Origin of the sequence: Deinococcus metalli (genome assembly GCF_014201805.1) — a bacterium.
GTDB classification, from domain to species: domain Bacteria; phylum Deinococcota; class Deinococci; order Deinococcales; family Deinococcaceae; genus Deinococcus; species Deinococcus metalli.
On sequence record NZ_JACHFK010000006.1, the window covers coordinates 160,025 to 177,509 of the forward strand.

The following is a 17,485-nucleotide window of genomic DNA, read 5'->3' on the forward strand; positions in this document are numbered from 1 at the left end:
TCACTTCCACCGTCCGCGTCCAATCGCCCCGTTCCCGGAGGTTCCCCATGACCATTTCCCGTTCCAGCGGCGTCCTGCTGCACCCGACCAGCCTCCCCGGCCCCTACGGCATCGGGGAACTCGGCGCTCAGGCGCGCACCTTCATCGACTGGCTCGCGGCCGCCGGGCAGAAGTACTGGCAGGTCATGCCGCTGGGGCCCACAGGATACGGCGACAGCCCCTATCAGGCGTTTTCCGCCTTCGCCGGGAACCCCTACCTGATCGACCTGGCCGAACTGCGCGCCGAGGGCCTGCTGCACGACGCGGACTTCCAGGCGGTGCCGGACTTCCACCCGGGGAAGGTGGATTTCGGCCTGCAGTTCATCTGGCGCAACCAGATGCTGGAACGCGCGTTCGCGCACTTCGCGTTCGGCGAGGCTGCCCGGCCCGAACTCGCCTCGGAATTCGAGGCCTTCAAGGCGGCCGAGGCGTCGTGGCTGGACGACTACGCGCTGTTCATGGCCCTCAAACGCACCTACGGCGGCCTGCCGTGGAACGCGTGGGAGCCCGGCGTGCGCGACCGTGACCCGCAGGCCCTGAAGGCTGCCGCCGACAGCCTGGGGCAGGCGCTCGACCGCGTGAAGTTCACGCAGTTCCTGTTCTTCCGGCAATGGAATGCCATCCGGGCCTACGCCCGCGAGCGTGGCATCCAGGTCGTCGGAGACATCCCGATCTTCGTGGCGATGGACTCCAGCGATGCGTGGGCGAACCGCACGCAGTTCTACTTCGACGAACAGGGCCAGCCGACCGTCGTGGCGGGCGTGCCGCCGGACTACTTCTCCGAGACCGGGCAGCTGTGGGGCAATCCACTGTACCGCTGGGACGCCATGCGGGAGGACGGCTACGCGTGGTGGATCGAGCGCTTCGTGGGCAGCCTGAAGCTGTATGACGTGATCCGCATCGACCACTTCCGGGGCTTCGCGGCGTACTGGGAGGTGCCCTTCCCCGCGGAAACCGCCATCCACGGCCGCTGGGTGCCCGCGCCCGGCCACGAGATGTTCGAGGCGGTCCGCACCGCCCTGGGTGTCCTGCCGATCATCGCCGAGGACCTGGGCGTGATCACGCCGGACGTCGAGGCGCTGCGTGACGACTTCGAGTTCCCCGGGATGGCCGTGCTGCAGTTCGCGTTCGGCGGCGGCGATTTCAGCGTGAACGATTTCCTGCCGCACAACCTGCGCGAGAACCAGGTCGTGTACACCGGCACGCACGACAACGACACCACCCGTGGGTGGTGGGTGCACGCCGACGAGCAGGAGAAGCACAACTTCCGCACGTACACCAGCACGGACCCCACCGAGGAGACCTTCGCCCCGCTGCTGACGCGAATCGCCTTCGAGAGCCGCGCGAACCTGGCCGTGGTGCCGCTCCAGGACATCTTCAACCTGGGCACCGAGTCCCGCATGAACCTGCCCGGCACGACCGGCGACCACAACTGGACGTGGCGCTACAACGCTGCGGACCTGCGGCCCGACCTGGCGACCACACTGAGGGCGCTGACGGAGGCGACCGGACGGGCCTGAAGGCGCACCGGGCAGGCGAGCGGCGGGCAGAGAGCGAGAAGTGGTGCTCTCTGCCCGCCGCTCTCTGCTCTAGGCTGTGCTTCATGAAGCTCTACACCAAGACCGGCGACGGCGGCACCACGGGCCTGTACGGCGCCGACCGGGTCAGCAAGGCGAACATCCGCGTCGAGGCGTACGGCACGGTGGACGAACTGAACTCTGCCATCGGGCTGGCGCGGGCGCACAACACCCGCAGCCACAAGCCGGACCCGGCCCTCGACGCGGACCTGGAGTACCTCCAGAACGCCCTGTTCGACGTCGGTGCCGACCTTGCCACCCGGACGGGCACGCCCTACGAGGCGAAGATCACCCGCATGGACGCGCAGGACGTGGCCTTCGTCGAGGCGATGATCGACCGCTACCAGGACGCGGCGCCGCCCTTCACGGGCTTCGTGCATCCCGGCGGCACGCCCGCCGCCGCCGCCCTGCACGTGGCGCGCACGGTGGCCCGCCGCGCCGAGCGCGAGGTCATCCGGCTGCTGCACGAGGAGGACGCCAACGCGGACGTGCAGGTGTACCTCAACCGCCTGTCGGACCTGCTGTTCGTGATGGCCCGCGCCGCGAACCAGGCGGCCGGGATCGAGGAGCACGCGTGGCTGGTGAAGGGCCGGAGGTGAGGGCGCCGACGGTCTGACCGTCCGCCTGGTCGACCGTTAGCCCCTCACTCCTTCAGGATCACGTGGGGCGCGAAGGTCGCCCGGTTGTCCGTCACGCGGCCGCGGCCCTCGCGGATGCCCAGGCCGCAGACCTCGTCGCCGGCGATCCACACGCCCAGCACGGGGTACCGGGGGCCGTCCGGGGCATCGAAGGTGGGCAGGTGGGTGTACGCCTGCTCGACCACGGGCAGTCCGGCGTAGTCGCCGGCCGTGACGGGCTGGCCGGGCAGCTGCACGTTCTGGCCCTCGCGCGAGTACAGGGGTTTGCGCACGACGTCGCCGCCCAGCGCGCCGGGCGCCAGGGTGGCGGGCAGCAGATTCGGATGGCCGGGGTTCAGTTCGTGCAGCAGGGCGAGCAAGCCCTTGCTGCCGGTCACGGCCTTCCACAGCGGCTCGATGAAGCGGGTGCGCGTGCTGGCCAGGAACGCCGCGTCCGGCGAGTCCCACGCGAACTCGAAGGGCCACAGCCACAGCAGGTGCCGGATGGGCAGGCTGAAGGTGTCCAGCAGCGTGTCCGCGTCGGGGCTGGTGCCGAGCTGAGCCACGGACAGGTACGTGGTGCTCGCGCCGGCGGCCTCGGCCAGATCGCGCAGGTACGTGACGGTGGCGATGTCCTCGTCTACCTCCGCCGCGCTGAAGTGCACGTGGCCCACGCCGCGCGCCCGGACCACGTGCGCCCACTGCTCGCCCAGGCCCTCGTGGATGGTGTTCCACTGGGCGGCCCCGGCGGGCAGCTCGCCCCGCGCCCGGCGGTCGTCCAGCCACTGCCACTGGCACACGGCCGCCTCGACTAGGCTGGTGGGCGTCTGGGCGTTGACCTCCAGCAGCGTCACGGTCTGCCCGTCGTAGGCGATGTCCAGCCGCATGTAGACGCTCGGGTCGTCGCGCTCCCACGACTCGCGCACGGCGGCGTGCAGGAACGCGGGGATGCCCAGCTCGGCCAGCCGCCCGGTCTCGATGGCGTGCCCGGTCGCGTCCAGCACCAGCCGAGTCAGGTCCTGCGACGCCGTGCGGATCACCTCGATCTCGGCGGGCGTGAAGGCGTAGGCCACGTCCTCGCCCCAGTACGGCACGGGGTGCTCCGGCGTGGCCGCGTACCACGTGAAGCCCACGTCGCGCAGCCGCTCCTCCCACCCGGGGCGCGGCGCGAAGGTCAGCCGCCTCATCCGCCGAAACTGCCGCTGCGCGACGAGCCGAGGAACCCGCCGCGCGACACGGGCGCGCGGAACGTGCCGTAGCTGCCCCTCACCGGGTCGTAGGTCACGCCGCCCGCCACGGTCTTGCCGCTGCCGTCGTAGCCCAGATACTGCCGGCTGCCATTGAAGACCCGGATGTAGGGCCCGAAATACGTGCTGCCGCTGCGCTGGCACGGATTGGACAGGCCCTGCGTGAGCAGCGCGCGGTTCGCGTCGAGGCACTGCTGGTAACTCGTGTACGACCAGCGGTTGTAGCCGGCCGTGTCCACCCCGCCCGGCCCGCACGCGGCGAGCACGGCGGGCAGCGCAGCGAGGAGGGGGAGGTGGAAGGTCTTCGTCCTCATGCTTCTCAGTACGGGGCCAGCGGCGTCCGGGTTGCCGCGCCCTTCAGGGGGCCAGCACCCCCCGGATCACGCGGGCGCCGCGCCGCGCCTCGTCGACCGTCAGGCCGCCGAAGCCCAGCACCAGCGCCTGTGACGTGACCGGCCGCATGGCGTAGGTGTCCAGCGTGACCGCGTGCACTTCCCGCGCTGCCAGACGGGCCGCCACCTCACGGGCGTCCAGGTCGCCGTGCAGGTGCAAGCAGACGTGCAGGCCGGCCTCGATGCCGCCCAGCGTGGCGCGCGGAGCCAGCGGCGCCAGTTCCTCTGTCAGGGCCGTGCGCACCTGCGAGTGCCAGCGCCGGGCGCGCCGGACGTGCCGGTCCACGTGTCCGCCCGCGAGCAGCCACGTCACCGCCCGCTGCACCGGCAGCGGATGCCCGAAGTCCAGCAGGGTCCGCGCCCGTACCAGCGCCGGGACCAGGGCGGGCGGCGCGGTCAGGAAACCCGTGCGGACGGCCGGAGCGAGCACCTTGCTGAGCGTCCCCAGGTACAGGACCCGCCCGCCCCCCGCGTCCAGGCTGGCCAGGGTCGGCAGGGGCGGCGCGTCGTAGCGGAATTCGCCGTCGTAGTCGTCCTCGACGATCAAGGCGTCGTGGCGGCGTGCCCACTCCAGCAGCGCCAGCCGCCGGGGCAGGCTCATGCGGCCGCCCAGCGGGAACTGGTGGCTGGGCGTCACGTAGGCCAGCCGCGCCGGGGGCGAGTCGGGGCCGATGCTCAGGCCGCCGTCGTCCACCGGCACGGGAATGACCGTGTGCCCGGCGTCCAGCAGCACCTGCCGGGCAGCGCGGTAACCGGGCTCCTCGAACAGCGCTGCCGAGCCGGGCGGCAGCAGCGCGCGCACGATCACGTTCAGGGCGTGCAGCGCGCCCGCCGTGACGACCACGTTCTCCGCGCCCACCGCCAGCCCGCGCTGCCGCGCCACGAAGGCCGACAGCGCCGCGCGCAGCTCCGGCTCGCCGGCCGGGTCGCCGTAGTCGCCCCCCACCGGGGCGCGGGCCGCCGCCGCCCACGCCTGTCGCCACGCGCGCGCGTCCAGCATGCGGGTCGCGGTGACGCCGGTCCGGAAGACGATGCCGCCCTCCGGCCTGGGCCGTCCACGGGAGGCGCGTGGAACGCCGGCAGCCACGCGGGGCCGCTGGAACCCGGCACCTGGGGCCCCTGCGCCGCGCCGACCGGCACCAGCGTGCCGCGCCCCACCGTGGCCTCCAGCGTGCCGTCCGCGACCAGCGTGGCGTAGGCGTCGGCGACCACGCCGCGCGTCACGCCCAGCGCGGCCGCCAGGGTGCGGGTGCCGGGCAGCGCCGAGCCGCCGGGCAGCGCCCCGGACAGCACCGCCGCGCGCAGTTGCCCCGCGAGCTGCGCGTGCAGCGGCCCGCCACTGCCCCTCCTCAGCGTCACGGGGAAGGGCAGGTCGTCCGCCCGGCCGCCCCGAAGTGGACTGCTGAAGGGTGCCGGCAGTGGAGCTGTGCGGGGGGCCACCATGCGGCTAGTGTACGACCATGCCCGAGCTCCGCTCCATCCGATTCCTGCTCCCCGAGGACGCCGCGCTGGCCCTGCCCGCGCTGCGCGAGCTGCGGCCGGCCTCGCCCGCGACCGTGAGCGCCGCGGCATTGCAGGCGCACCTGCGCGCCGCGGCGCCCGAGGGCTACTGCCTGACCGGCGCCTTCGAGCCGGGCCGCCCGGAGGCCGCCGCCGTCGCGGGCTGGCGAGTCCTCACGACGCTGTGGCAGGGCCGCGTGCTGTTCGTGGACGACCTCAGCACCGTGCCGGACGCCTGTGGCCGAGGACACGCCGGAGCGCTGCTGGCGTGGCTGGACGACGAGGCCCGGCGCTCTGGCTGTGCGGCGCTGCACCTCGACTCCGGCACGGGCGAGGACCGCCGCGCCGCCCACCGGCTGTACCACGCTCACGGCCTCAACATCAGCGCCCACCACTTCAGCAAGGCCCTGGCCGCAGGTCCGGCGTGACCCGCACCGTCGGCATCCTGATCTTCGACGACATTGAGGTGCTTGACCTTGGGGGGCCTTTCGAGGTGCTCAGCGTCGCGTCGCGCCTGGCCGTGCGGAATGGCGAGGACGCCCCCTTCGCGCCGGTGCTGATCGCCCGCGATCTCCAGCCTGTATCCGCGCGGGGCGGGCTGCGGGTGCTGCCGCAGGCCACGCTGACGGCGCACCCGCCGCTGGACGTGCTGCTGGTGCCGGGCGGCGTGGTGGACGCCGTGCAGGGCGATCCGCAGGTGGTCGCGTGGGTCAGGGCACAGGCGGCCAGCGCGGAACTCACCGCCTCGATCTGCACCGGCGCCTTCGTGCTCGCGCAGGCGGGGCTGCTGGACGGCCGCCGCGTCACGACCCACTGGGAGGACCAGGCGGACCTCGCCCGGCAGTTCCCCGCGCTGACGGTCATCCCGGACGTGTCCTGGGTGGACGGGGGAGACGTGCTCACCTCCGGCGGCATCAGTGCCGGCATCGATCTCACGCTGCACCTCGTCGAGCGCCTGCACTCGCGTGACCTGGCCGAGCGCACCGCCCGGCAGATGGACTACCGGTGGACCGGAACTGGAATGACCGCATGACCCGCAAGGACGCGTTTCAGATGGTCCTGCTGTCCGCGTTCTGGGGCGTGTCGTTCCTGCTGATCCGCTACTCGGGCGAGGTGTTCCCGCCCGTGTGGGTGGCGCTGCTGCGCTCGGTGTGCGGGGCGACCGTGCTGATCGCCGCGCTGCGGCTGGGCGGCCGCTCGCTGCCGCCGCTGCGGCTGTGGAAACCGCTGCTGCTGGTGGCGCTGTTCAACAACGTGTTGCCGTGGACGTTCTTCGCGTGGGGCGAGCAGACCGTGAGCAGCAGCGTCGCGGCCATCATCAACGCGACCACGCCGCTGTTCGCGCTGCTGATCGGCCTGGGCCTGCGCGAGTCGCGGCTGCGCGGCTGGGTGGCGGCGGGCGTGCTGCTGGGCCTGGGCGGGGTGGCCCTGACCGTATCCGGTGGAATGGGAGGCGGACACGCCACCGTGCTGGGCGTGAGCGTGCTGCTGATCGCCAGCGCGGGCTACGCGGTCGCCACGACCATCGCGGGGCGCACGCTGGCGGGCTGCGATCCGGTGGGGCTGGCGACCACGCAACTCGGTCTGAGCGCGCTGATCCTGCTGCCCGTCGCGCTGGCCGGCCCGCACCCGGCCGCACTCACGTCGCGCGCGGTGCTGTCGGTGGTCGTGCTCGGCGTGGCGGGCAGTGGCCTGGCGTACCTGCTGTACTACGGCCTGCTCGCGCGCGTGTCGCCCACACAGCTCACGGCCGTCACGTACGCGCTGCCGGTGTGGGGCCTGGGCTGGGGCGCGCTGGCCGGAGAACCCGTCGGCGTGGTGTCGCTGGCCGGAGTCATCGTGGTGCTCGCGGGTCTGGGCCTGATCAACGCGCCGCCCCGCCAGCCCCGCGCGGCCGTCCCGACCTGAGATCGGGCGGGCTGGACACCGGCCATGACGCCCACAACCCCAGCGCCTACACTGAGCGCACGACCCGAGGAGGGCTTTGCTATGACAACCTCAGACGCAACAACGCAGAGCAAGTGGCTGGACGCCGAACTGAAGTACGACAGCGGCGTGTACAACAAGCACCACGTCGTCATGACCCGCGGCCTGGCCGCCACCGTGTGGGACGAGACCGGCCGGTCGTACATCGACTGCGTCGCCGGCTACGGCGTGGCGAACATCGGGCACAGCCACCCCGACGTGGTGCGGGCCATCAAGGAGCAGGCCGAGCGCCTGACCGTGATGCCGCAGACCCTGCCGAACGACAAGCGCGCCGAGTTCCTGGCCGAACTCGTGGCCGCGCTGCCGCAGGGCCTCGACCGCGTGTTCCTGTGCAACAGCGGCACCGAGGCGATGGAGGCCGCCAAGAAGTTTGCCATCACGGGCACCGGCCGTAAGCGGTTCGTGTCGTTCCGGCGCGGCTTCTCGGGCCGCAGCCTGGGCGCGCTGGCCTTCACGTGGGAGCCGAAGTACCGCGAGCCCTTCGGCGACGCCGTGGACAACAAGAACGTGGACTTCGTGACCTACGGCAATATCGAGGAACTGCGCGCAGCGGTCACCGAAGACACCGCCGCCGTGATCATGGAGCCCGTGCAGGGCGAGGGCGGCGTGCGCCCCGCGAGCATCGAGTTTATGCAAGAAGCCCGGCGCCTGACGAAGGAAAAGGGCGCCCTGCTGATCTTCGACGAGATCCAGACGGGCTTTTGCCGCACCGGCAAGATGTTCGCGTGCGAGCACTCCGGCGTGGTGCCCGACGCCATGACCCTTGCCAAGGCCATCGCGGGCGGCGTGCCGGCCGGAGCGCTCGCCATGACCGCCGAGGTGGCCGACAAGATGCCCGCCGGCGGGCACGGCACCACCTTCGGCGGCAATCCCCTGGCGATGGCGGCGGGCGTGGCCTCGCTGCGGGTCATGAAGCGTGAGGGGCTGGCCGAGCAGGCGCGCGAGAAGGGCGCGTACTTCATGGAGAAGCTGCGCGCCATCCAGAGCCCCAAGATCCGCGAGGTGCGCGGCCTGGGCCTGATGATCGGCGTGGAACTCAAGGAGAAGAGCGCGCCGTACATCCACGCGCTGGAGCACGACGAGGGCATCCTGACCCTCCAGGCCACGCCGCTGGTGGTGCGCTTCCTGCCGCCCATCCCGATCACCAAGGAGCAGATCGACACGGTGGTGGCCGCCTTCGAGCGCGTGCTGAACAGCGTGAACCCCCGCGCCGAGCGTCAGGCGGAACTCGCGCAGGGCAAAGAGGACAAGCAGACCGAGTAAGCGCGCGTGGCGGGGGGCGGCCGGTGGGGAAGACCCGCCGGCCGCCCCCCCGCTTGTGGGGGTGGGTCCGGAGCGCGGGAGTGTGACGACTCGACACGCATCCCCGCGCACTTTTTCCTACACTGGTCGAGATGAACTTCTGGATCGCAGGGGCTGTGGGGATCGCGCTGCTGGGCGGAGCGCTGGCGGTGGGGACGGCGGCGCAGCCGGGCGGTCCGCTGGCGCCGGGCCTGCACGTGGGCGGTGTGGACGTGGGCGGCATGACCCGCGATGAGGCGCTGGCCGCCCTGGCCGAGCGCGCGCCCGCCGCGCCGCAGGTCACGGTCACGGCAGGTGCCAACTCGTGGGCGGTCGCGGCCGATCAGCTCGGCTGGCACGTGGACGCCGCCGCCAGCCTCCGGCCCGCCGAGCAGGCGACCGCGGACCGGGGTGTCATCGACCGGCTCCAGGCGATGCTGGGACAGGCCAGGGTGCAGGAGTTTCCCCTCCTGACCGCCGTGACGCCCGAGCGCGCGACCGCCACCCTGAACACCCTGGCGCGCGGCCTGGAGACGCAGCCCAGGAACGCCAGCGTGATCTTCGACAAGGTGGCCAAGCGCTACGCCGTGAAGCCCGACACCGCCGGTCAGCGCCCCGACGTGGCCGCCGCCGTGACCGCCTACGCGGCGTCCCCCGACAGCACGGCCGTCAAGATTCCCCTGCGGGTGTGGGCGGCCGCCCGCCCGGCCGCGCAGGTGCAGCCGCTGGTGGACCAGGGCAACGCGCTGGTGCGGCCCTTCAAGGTGCAGCTCGCGGGCACCACCCGCAGCGGCATCCTCAGCGAACTGCAGGTTGCCAACCTGTACTGGGTGCGGCCGGACGGCATCGAACCCGACGAGGACGCCATGAAGGTCGCGTTCGGGCAACTCACCGGCTACATCGACCTGCCCGCGCAGGACGCGCGCTACGCCCTGAAGGGCACGCAGTTCGTGAAGGTCAAGGAGAAGCCCGGCACCGTCACGGACCGCCCGGCCGCGTACGCGGCGTTCCGGGCGGCCGTGCTGGACCGCACGAAGGCGCTTCTGGTGCTGCCCAGCAAGCCCGACGCGCCGGCCCTGACCCTGGCGCAGCTCCCGGACCCCGGCAAGCTGGAACTGATCACAGTCGGCACGAGCACGTATTACCACTCCAGCGCGGCGCGGCGCACGAACGTGGCGAACGCCGCCGCCAAGATCAACGGGGCGGTGGTGCCGGCCGGCGAGGTGTTCTCGTTCCTGAACACGCTGGGCGGCATCAGTGCCGGCAACGGCTTTGTCAGCGGCCTGATCATCAGCGGGGGCCGCACGGTCGACGGCCTGGGCGGCGGCGTGTGTCAGGTGAGCACCACCACCTTCCGCGCGCTGTACCAGGCGGGCCTGCCGGTGGTCGAACGCAACCAGCATTCCTACCGGGTGGGCTACTACGAGCCGCAGGTGGGCTTCGAGGCGGCCGTGTACGACCCCGGTGTGGACCTGAAGTTCAAGAACGACACCGGCGCGCCCCTGCTGATCAAGACCGTGAACGACAACGCCCACAGCACCCTGAAGGTCGAGGTCTGGGGCATCAAGACCGGGCGCAGCGTGGCCGTCAGCCGGGCCGTGATCGTGGCGCGCACCCCGCATCCGCCGGCGCAGTACATCGTGAACCCCAAGCTGCGGCCCGGCGCGGTCAACCAGGTGGACTGGGCGGCCGACGGTTACAACCTGTACATCACCCGCACCATCAAGGACGCCTCGGGCGTGCGCACCGACGTGACCAAGACCGTCTACAAGCCGTGGCGCGCAGTGTACGAGATCGGCCCCAAGAGCTGAACCCGGTAGCCGGCCAGCGCAACCGGAGGCTCTGTCCGCCGGGTGCGCTTTGACATCGGGTCAGGGGCGGGGCGCAGCCGCGGTCGACCCGCGCACGATGAGGTCGGTGGCGAAGGGCGCGGGGGTGGCGGGCCGCTGGCCTCCGGCGAGCTGCACCAGCAGATGCACAGCCGCCGCGCCCATCTCGTGCAGGGGCTGGCGCACCGTCGTGAGCTGCGGGTTGCACTCGCTGGCGATGGGCAGGCCGTCGAAGCCGACCACCGACAGGTCGTCCGGCACCCGCAGCCCCAGGTCCTGCGCCACATGGATCGCGCCGACGGCCATGGCGTCGCACGCGGCGAAGATCGCGGTGGGGGGACGGTGCAGCCGCAGCAGGCGCCGGGTGGCGGCCTCGCCGCTGGACTTGGTGTAGTCGCCCTGCTGCACGTACCCGCGCGGCACGCGCAGCCCGGCGGCCTGCATGGCGCCGTGGTACGCGCGCAGGCGTTCCTGGCCGTCGTCGCGATCGGTGTCGGGTACGGACCGGCCGCTGCGCGGGTCGATGTCGTGCGCCGCCAGTCCGGTGATGGTGGCGATGCGGGTGTGGCCCAGCGCCAGCAGGTGCCCCATGGCGCGCTGTGCGCCGCCGTGGTTGTCCACGCTGAGCGCGCGGGCGCTGGGGCCGTCCACGCTCACGACGTGTTCCGGCAGGTCGCCGGCGCCCAGCGGCGTGAACTGGTTCGGCTGGATCAGCAGCGCGCCCACCGACAGCCGGCTCATGACCGACAGGTCCGGGGACGTGCGGGTGCCGGCCATCAGCACGACGAGGTCGTAGTTGAGCGTCTCGGCGGCCTCGGCCGCGCCCATCAGCACCTCGCTGACATACGGCAGGTTCAGCTGCCGCGTGACCACACTGAGCATCCGCGCGCGTCCGCCGGCCAGGGCGCGGGCCATCGGGTTGACGCGGTAACCGGTCTTCTCGATGGCGTCCAGCACGCGCTGGCGGGTCTGTGGGCGCACATTGGGCTTGTTGTTGATGACGTTCGAGACGGTCATGGCCGAGACCTGCGCCTGGTGGGCGACGTCCGCGATGGTGATGGGTCTGTGCGGCTGGGTCATGAGCATCCTGTGGAGACGGTGGTGGGTGAACGCCCCTTTACTTTCCGGAGTTTGTAGCGTTACACTACTCCCGTACTCACAATCCGTCAACTGGACGCCTGTCCAGAAATCTGCTCCAGCACGTCGTTTTCTGCCCGTCGCCCTATTTTGTAGCGCTATACGGCCCGGCGCTGCCCCGGAGGTCACCATGAAGAAAGCCCTGACGCTCACCGCCCTGGTCTCCACCCTGCTGCTCGGCGCTGCCCACGCGCAGAAGACCTTCACCGTGGTCCGGCCCACCCAGTGGGGCGCGCAGAACATGAACCCCTTCGCGCCGGGCGACCAGCGCCTCGGGGCGACCGCCTCGACCATCTACGAGTCGCTGTTCTTCGTGAACCTGCTCGACGGCAAGGTGACCGAGGTGCTGGGCACCAAGTACGCGTGGAGCAACAACAACCGCACCCTGACCATCACCACCCGCCCCGGCGTGAAGTGGACGGACGGCACGCCCTTTACCGCCAAGGACGCCGCCTTCACCTTCAACTACATCAAGCAGTACCCGGCGCTCGACACCACCGCGCTGTGGAAGAACGGTCTGGCGTCGGCCAAGGCGACGAACGACACCACGCTGGTCCTGACCTTCAACAAGACCAACACCCCGATCTTCTCGGACCTCGCCAACGTGCTGATCGTGCCCGAGCACATCTGGAGCAAGATCACGTCGCCGCTGACCGAGCCCAACGCCAAGCCGGTCGGCACCGGCCCCTTCGTGTTCGACCAGTACAGCCAGCAGGCCGTGCGCGTGGTGAAAAACCCGAACTACTGGATGAAGGACAAGCCGTACATCGACGCGGTCGTGTGGGTCTCCACCAACAGCAACGACGCCGCGCAGCTCAAGCTGATGAAGGGCGAGGCGGACTTCGGCTACATCGGCCTGTCGGACCCGGTCGGCGGCTTTCAGAAGAAGGGCCCGAACAACGCGTTCTACTGGCCGGTCGACAACGGCAACTACCTGTACTTCAACACCGCCAAGGCGCCCTTCAACGACGCCGCCTTCCGGCGCGGCCTGTCGCAGGCGGTCAACACCTCCGACGTGGCCCTCAAGGCCTACGCCGGCGTCGCCAAGGGCTCGCACAGCAGCGGCATCATCCCCGCCCAGCTCAAGAGCTGGCTGCCGGCCGGGGTCAGCTCCATGAAGTTCGACCCCGTCGCCGCGGACAAGGCGCTCACCGCCGCCGGCTACAAGAAAGACGGCAGCGGCATGCGCCTGGGCAAGGACGGCAAGGCGCTGCCCACATTCAAGATCCTGGTCGGCGCCGGCTGGACCGACTTCATCACCATGGCGACCACCATCGGCGAGAACCTGAAGAAGGTCGGCATCAACACCAGCGTGGACCAGCAGCAGTGGAGCAGCTACGCGGGCGGGCTGCAGTCCGGCACCTACGACATGGGCATCAGCTGGGGCTGGGGCAACGGCCCGACGCCCTACCAGCTGTACTACAAGAGCTTCGACCCGGACTTCAGCGCGCCGGTCGGCAAGACTGCGCCCTCGAACCTGTCGCGCTACACCAACCCGGTCATCACCAAGGCGCTCGAAACCTACCGCAGCAGCAGCGACATGGCTGTGCAGAAAAAGGCCATCGCCGACATCGCGAAGGTCGTCATGCAGGACATGCCCTTCTTGCCGCTGACCGACCGCAGCGAGTTCGCGGACTTCAACACCAGCAAGTTCACTGGCTTCCCCAGCGCGGAAAACCCCTACAACTACGGCAACCCCGACGACTCGACCGGCGCCCGCCTGATGTACCTGAACGTCAAGCCCAAGTGACGCTGCGGCGCTGTACGCGCGCGGCCGTGGTCTAACAGTCCAACAGTCTGACGGTCTCACCGCAAAAGCGTGTCTCTGACAGTCTTTGTGCGGTGAGACCGTCGCACAGTTAGACCATCCGACGTACCGGAGGTGCAAGGTGGCATACATCCTGCGAAAACTGGGTTTCCTGGTGTTCACCCTGTGGGTGGCCGCCACCCTCAACTTCATCCTGCCGCGGCTGGTGCCGGGCGATCCGGTGGGCGCCATGCTCGCCAAGTACCAGGGCAAGCTCGATCCGTCCGCGGTGGACGCGCTGAAGATCGCCTACGGCCTGAATGACCAGGGCAGCATGTTCAGCCAGTACGTGAAGTACCTGGGCAACCTGCTCCAGGGCGACTTCGGGCGCTCGATCAGCCAGTTCCCCACGCCGGTCATGGACATCGTGAAGATGGCCGCGCCGTGGACCATCGGGCTGGTCGGCGTGACCACCATCCTGTCGTTCCTGCTGGGCAGCGCGCTGGGCCTGTACAGCGCGTGGCGCCGGGGCAAGCCGCTGGCGGACGCCATGCCGCCCCTGGCCCTGTTCCTGAACTCCATGCCGTACATGTGGTTCGGTCTGGTGCTGCTGTACGTGCTGGCCTTCAAGAACTCCATCTTCCCGCTGGGCAACGCCCTCGATCCCTTCCTGAAGTTCGGCACGCCCGAGTGGTGGAGCAGCATGCTGCGGCACGCGATCCTGCCGGCCCTGACGATCCTGATCACCTCGGCGGGCGGGTGGCTGATCACCATGCGCAACAACGTCATGAGCGTCATGGGCGAGGACTACATCGCCTTCGCGCGCGCCAAGGGCCTGTCGGAACGGCGGCTGCTCAACCGCTACGTGCTGCGCAACGCCCTGCTGCCCAGCTTCACGGCCTTCGGCATGGCGATCGGCTTCGTCATCGGGGGCTCGATCCTGACCGAGGTCGTGTTCTCGTACCCCGGCCTGGGCCTGCAACTGAACAACGCCGTGCAGACCCTGGACTACCCGCTGATGCAGGCGCTGTTCCTGTTCATCGCGCTGGCGGTGCTGCTCGCCAACTTCATCGTGGACCTGATGTACGTGTACATCGACCCGCGCGTGCGTGACGGGAAGGCCACATGAACGGCGTGTGGACCATCCTGCGGCGCTCGCCGCGCGCGGCCGCTGGCGCTGGCATCTTGCTGGCGATGTTCCTGCTGGCCCTGCTGGCGCCGGTGCTCACGCCGTACTCGCCCACCTCGCAGGACTTCAGCTCGTGGACCACGCCGGGCCGCGAACACCTGCTGGGCACCACCGCGCTCGGGCAGGACGTGTGGGCGCAGATCCTGTACGGCGCGCGCAAGACCCTGCTGATCGGCCTGATGGCGGGCCTGATCGCCACCGTGATCGGCACGACCATCGGCGTGGCCGGCGCGTACTTCGGCGGCCGGGTCGAGGACGTCCTGAACGTCGTGACCAACGTGTTCCTGGTGCTGCCGGGGCTGCCGCTGCTGATCATCGTGAGCGCCTTCGTGCGCGGCGCGGGGGTGTGGTCGATCATCCTGGTGATCGCCTTCACCGGCTGGGCGTGGGGCGCGCGGGTGCTGCGCTCGCAGGCACTGGCCATCCGCAACCGCGATTTCGTGCAGGCGGCCATCGTGTCGGGCGAGCGGCCGGGCCGGATCATCTTCGCGGAGATGCTGCCGAACATGGCGGGCCTGATCGCCGCGAACTTCTTCTCCACCGCGCTGTACGCGGTGCTTTCCGAAGCCGGACTGTCGTTCCTGGGCTTCGGGGACGTGAGCAGCGTCACGTGGGGCACCATGCTGTACTGGGCACAGGCGCGCGGAGCGCTGCTCCAGGGCGCGTGGTGGTGGATCGCCGCGCCGGGCCTGCTGATCGCGCTGCTGGGCACCGCCTTCGCGCTGCTGAACTTCGGCATCGACGAGGTGACCAACCCCAAGATCGTGCACTCGATCCGCGCCACCAAGGTGCTGCGGCGCGGCAGGAAGGCGGCTCCGCGCCTGGTGTCCGGCGGCCCGGAGCCGCTGATGAGCATCGGCCATCTGGACGCCGGCTATGTCACGCCGCGCGGCAACGTGCGCGCGGTGAGGGACGTGAGTCTGGACGTCGCGCCCGGTGAGTTCGTGGGGCTGGCCGGCGAGTCTGGCTGCGGGAAGTCCACCCTGGCCTTCGCCGCGACCCGCCTGCTGGACGCGCCCGGCGCGGTCTTCGGCGGCGAGGCGCGGCTGGCCGGCACCGACCTGCTGGAACTGTCCAACGAGGACCTGCGCCGGGTGCGCTGGAAGGACTACTCGATGGTCTTCCAGGCCAGCATGAACATCCTCAACCCGGTCATCAAGGTCCGCGAGCAGGTGTACGACGCGATGCAGGCGCACGGCATCACGGACCCGGCCAAGCTGGACGCCCGCGCGCGCGAACTGTTCCGGCTGGTGGGCATCCGCGAGGGCTACCTGGACGCCTACCCGCACCAGCTCTCGGGCGGCATGAAGCAGCGCGTGATCATCGCCATCGCGCTGGCGCTGGAGCCCAAACTGGTCGTGATGGACGAGCCGACCACGGCGCTGGACGTGGTGGTGCAGCGCCAGATCCTCCAAGAGATCGACGCCGTGCGCCGCCGCCTGGGCATCAGCATCATCTTCATCACGCACGACCTGTCGCTGCTGGTCGAGATGAGTGACCGCATCGCCATCATGTACGCGGGCGAGATCATCGAGGAGGCGCCGGCCAAGGCGCTGTACGCCGGTCCCAAGCACCCCTACACCGCCCGCCTGATGAACGCCTTCCCGGAACTCGAGGGCCCGAACGAGCGCCGCGAGGGCATTCCGGGCCGGCCGCCGCCGCTGAGCGTGGAACTGCGCGGCTGCCCGTTCTACGACCGCTGCCCCAGCCGCATGCCCGGACAGTGCGACGAGCACAAGCCCGCCAGCGTGGAGATCGTGCCGGGCCACCGCGTGGCGTGTTTCCTGCACTCGCCGCTGATCAAGGAAGGAGACGTGGCCCATGCCGCCGACTGACGCCGCCAGTGCGCCCCTGGCCCTGGAACTGGAGCACCTGAGCAAGGTCTTCACGGTGGGCCGCAGCGGCACCAAGGTGCCGGCCGTGAGCGACGTGTCCCTGAGCATCGGGCGCGGCGAGGTGCTCGGCCTCGTGGGCGAGTCCGGCTCCGGCAAGAGCACCATCGCCCGCCTGATCTGCCGGCTGCACGACCCGACGGCCGGCAGCATGCGCATGGACGGCCAGGAGATTCCGCTGCACCTGCGTGGCAGCACCCTGCGCAGCTTCCGGCGCAACGTGCAGATGATCTTTCAGGACCCCTTCGCCAGCCTGAACCCGCTGCATACCATCGGGTACATCGTGGGCCGACCGCTGCAGATCCACGGTCTGGCACGCGGCCGCGAGGTGCGCGAGCGCGTGAACGCCCTGCTCGACCGGGTGGGCCTGTCGCCCGGCGCGGACTACGCCGCGAAAAAGCCCCACGAGCTGTCGGGCGGCCAGCGCCAGCGCGTGGTCGTCGCGCGCGCCCTGGCCGCCGGCCCGACCCTGATCCTGGCCGACGAGCCCACCAGCGCCCTGGACGTGTCCATCCGCCTGGACATCATGAACCTGCTGATCGACCTGACCGAGCAGGAGGGGCTGAGCATGCTGTTCATCACGCACGACCTGGCCGGGGCGCGCTACATGAGTGACCGGATCGCCGTGATGTACGCCGGGCACCTCGTCGAGATCGGCCCGGCGGCGGACGTGATCGGGTCTCCGCAGATGCCGTACACGCAGCTTCTGAAAAGCGCTGCGCCGAAGCCGACGGGCAACCTCGCGGCCGGCCCGCTCGACGCGCGCGGCGAGATCCCGGACCTGAAGAACCTGCCGCCCGGCTGTCCCTTCGAGCCGCGCTGCCCGCACGCCAGGGCGGCGTGCAGGGACGGCCTGCCGAAGATGTACGAGGTCGGCCCCGGCCACCACGCGCGCTGCATCCTGCACGACCCGGCGCTGGCCGCGTCGCCGCCGCTGCATCCGGACCTCGCGCTGAACTGATCCACGCGCGGCCGCGTGCCGGCGTGTATCATCCCGACGTATCTGAACCGATTCAGTCCGCCGCCGTCCACGCGGCCCCCGCCCCGAGGTA

The 17,485-nt window shown here is 70.6% G+C and carries 15 protein-coding genes and 1 pseudogene; 11 read left to right on the forward strand and 5 right to left on the reverse strand.

Annotation, left to right across the window (positions count from 1 at the left end; all coding sequences use genetic code 11):
- The first annotated feature begins 47 nt into the window (after nt 1-47).
- Both malQ and HNQ07_RS13155 read left to right on the forward strand, forming a co-directional pair.
- Nucleotides 48-1,559, forward strand: coding sequence for a 4-alpha-glucanotransferase (gene malQ, locus HNQ07_RS13150; protein ID WP_184112472.1), 1,512 nt, complete (start codon nt 48-50; stop codon nt 1,557-1,559).
- An 83-nt stretch (nt 1,560-1,642) separates the two neighbouring features.
- Entirely contained in the window at nt 1,643-2,215 is a 573-nt protein-coding gene (locus HNQ07_RS13155) for a cob(I)yrinic acid a,c-diamide adenosyltransferase (RefSeq protein ID WP_184112474.1), read from the forward strand.
- Between the two features lie 44 nt (nt 2,216-2,259).
- Here HNQ07_RS13155 and HNQ07_RS13160 read toward each other — a convergent pair whose 3' ends face one another.
- From HNQ07_RS13160 to HNQ07_RS24085, 4 genes and pseudogenes are all read right to left on the reverse strand, one after another.
- A complete protein-coding gene (locus tag HNQ07_RS13160; protein WP_184112476.1) occupies nt 2,260-3,420 on the reverse strand; it encodes a glutathionylspermidine synthase family protein in 1,161 nt (386 codons plus the stop codon).
- Complete coding sequence (locus HNQ07_RS13165) at nt 3,417-3,794, reverse strand: hypothetical protein (protein WP_184112478.1); 378 nt, start codon at nt 3,792-3,794, stop codon at nt 3,417-3,419. Before HNQ07_RS13165 ends, HNQ07_RS13160 begins: the two co-directional genes overlap by 4 nt.
- A gap of 43 nt (nt 3,795-3,837) precedes the next feature.
- On the reverse strand, nt 3,838-4,872 hold the full coding sequence (locus HNQ07_RS13170; RefSeq protein ID WP_229831977.1) for an aminotransferase-like domain-containing protein: 1,035 nt from the start codon (nt 4,870-4,872) through the stop codon (nt 3,838-3,840).
- 197 nt (nt 4,873-5,069) lie between these two features.
- Nucleotides 5,070-5,444: pseudogene (locus tag HNQ07_RS24085) on the reverse strand (GntR family transcriptional regulator); the annotation flags it as partial.
- Here HNQ07_RS24085 and HNQ07_RS13175 point away from each other — a divergent pair.
- From HNQ07_RS13175 to HNQ07_RS13195, 5 genes are all read left to right on the forward strand, one after another.
- Nucleotides 5,333-5,800: a GNAT family N-acetyltransferase gene (locus HNQ07_RS13175; protein WP_184112480.1), complete on the forward strand. Its 468-nt coding sequence runs from the start codon at nt 5,333-5,335 to the stop codon at nt 5,798-5,800. The pseudogene HNQ07_RS24085 and the gene HNQ07_RS13175 sit on opposite strands and share 112 nt — an antisense overlap.
- On the forward strand, nt 5,797-6,405 hold the full coding sequence (locus HNQ07_RS13180) for a DJ-1/PfpI family protein (RefSeq protein WP_184112482.1): 609 nt from the start codon (nt 5,797-5,799) through the stop codon (nt 6,403-6,405). The genes HNQ07_RS13175 and HNQ07_RS13180 overlap by 4 nt, the downstream gene beginning before the upstream one ends.
- On the forward strand, nt 6,402-7,280 hold the full coding sequence (locus tag HNQ07_RS13185) for a DMT family transporter (RefSeq protein ID WP_184112484.1): 879 nt from the start codon (nt 6,402-6,404) through the stop codon (nt 7,278-7,280). The genes HNQ07_RS13180 and HNQ07_RS13185 overlap by 4 nt, the downstream gene beginning before the upstream one ends.
- Before the next feature lie 81 nt (nt 7,281-7,361).
- Nucleotides 7,362-8,621 (forward strand): aspartate aminotransferase family protein, encoded by a 1,260-nt coding sequence (locus tag HNQ07_RS13190; RefSeq protein WP_184112486.1) that lies wholly within the window; start codon nt 7,362-7,364, stop codon nt 8,619-8,621.
- 131 nt (nt 8,622-8,752) lie between these two features.
- Nucleotides 8,753-10,450 carry a VanW family protein gene (locus HNQ07_RS13195; RefSeq protein WP_184112488.1) on the forward strand — a complete coding sequence of 566 codons (1,698 nt, stop codon included), beginning with the start codon at nt 8,753-8,755 and terminating at the stop codon, nt 10,448-10,450.
- A 60-nt stretch (nt 10,451-10,510) separates the two neighbouring features.
- Here HNQ07_RS13195 and HNQ07_RS13200 read toward each other — a convergent pair whose 3' ends face one another.
- Nucleotides 10,511-11,548: a LacI family DNA-binding transcriptional regulator gene (locus tag HNQ07_RS13200; RefSeq protein ID WP_184112490.1), complete on the reverse strand. Its 1,038-nt coding sequence runs from the start codon at nt 11,546-11,548 to the stop codon at nt 10,511-10,513.
- Between the two features lie 187 nt (nt 11,549-11,735).
- On the opposite strand from HNQ07_RS13200, the gene HNQ07_RS13205 reads away from it, so the two are divergent.
- The 4 genes from HNQ07_RS13205 (at nt 11,736) to HNQ07_RS13220 (ending at nt 17,394) form a co-directional block, all read left to right on the forward strand.
- A complete protein-coding gene (locus HNQ07_RS13205) occupies nt 11,736-13,355 on the forward strand; it encodes an ABC transporter substrate-binding protein (RefSeq protein ID WP_184112492.1) in 1,620 nt (539 codons plus the stop codon).
- A gap of 139 nt (nt 13,356-13,494) precedes the next feature.
- Nucleotides 13,495-14,481, forward strand: a complete 987-nt coding sequence (locus tag HNQ07_RS13210) for an ABC transporter permease (protein ID WP_184112494.1) — start codon at nt 13,495-13,497, stop codon at nt 14,479-14,481.
- Entirely contained in the window at nt 14,478-16,376 is a 1,899-nt protein-coding gene (locus HNQ07_RS13215) for a dipeptide/oligopeptide/nickel ABC transporter permease/ATP-binding protein (protein WP_184112496.1), read from the forward strand. The genes HNQ07_RS13210 and HNQ07_RS13215 overlap by 4 nt, the downstream gene beginning before the upstream one ends.
- Entirely contained in the window at nt 16,363-17,394 is a 1,032-nt protein-coding gene (locus HNQ07_RS13220; protein ID WP_184112498.1) for an ABC transporter ATP-binding protein, read from the forward strand. Before HNQ07_RS13215 ends, HNQ07_RS13220 begins: the two co-directional genes overlap by 14 nt.
- The last annotated feature ends 91 nt before the right edge of the window (nt 17,395-17,485 follow it).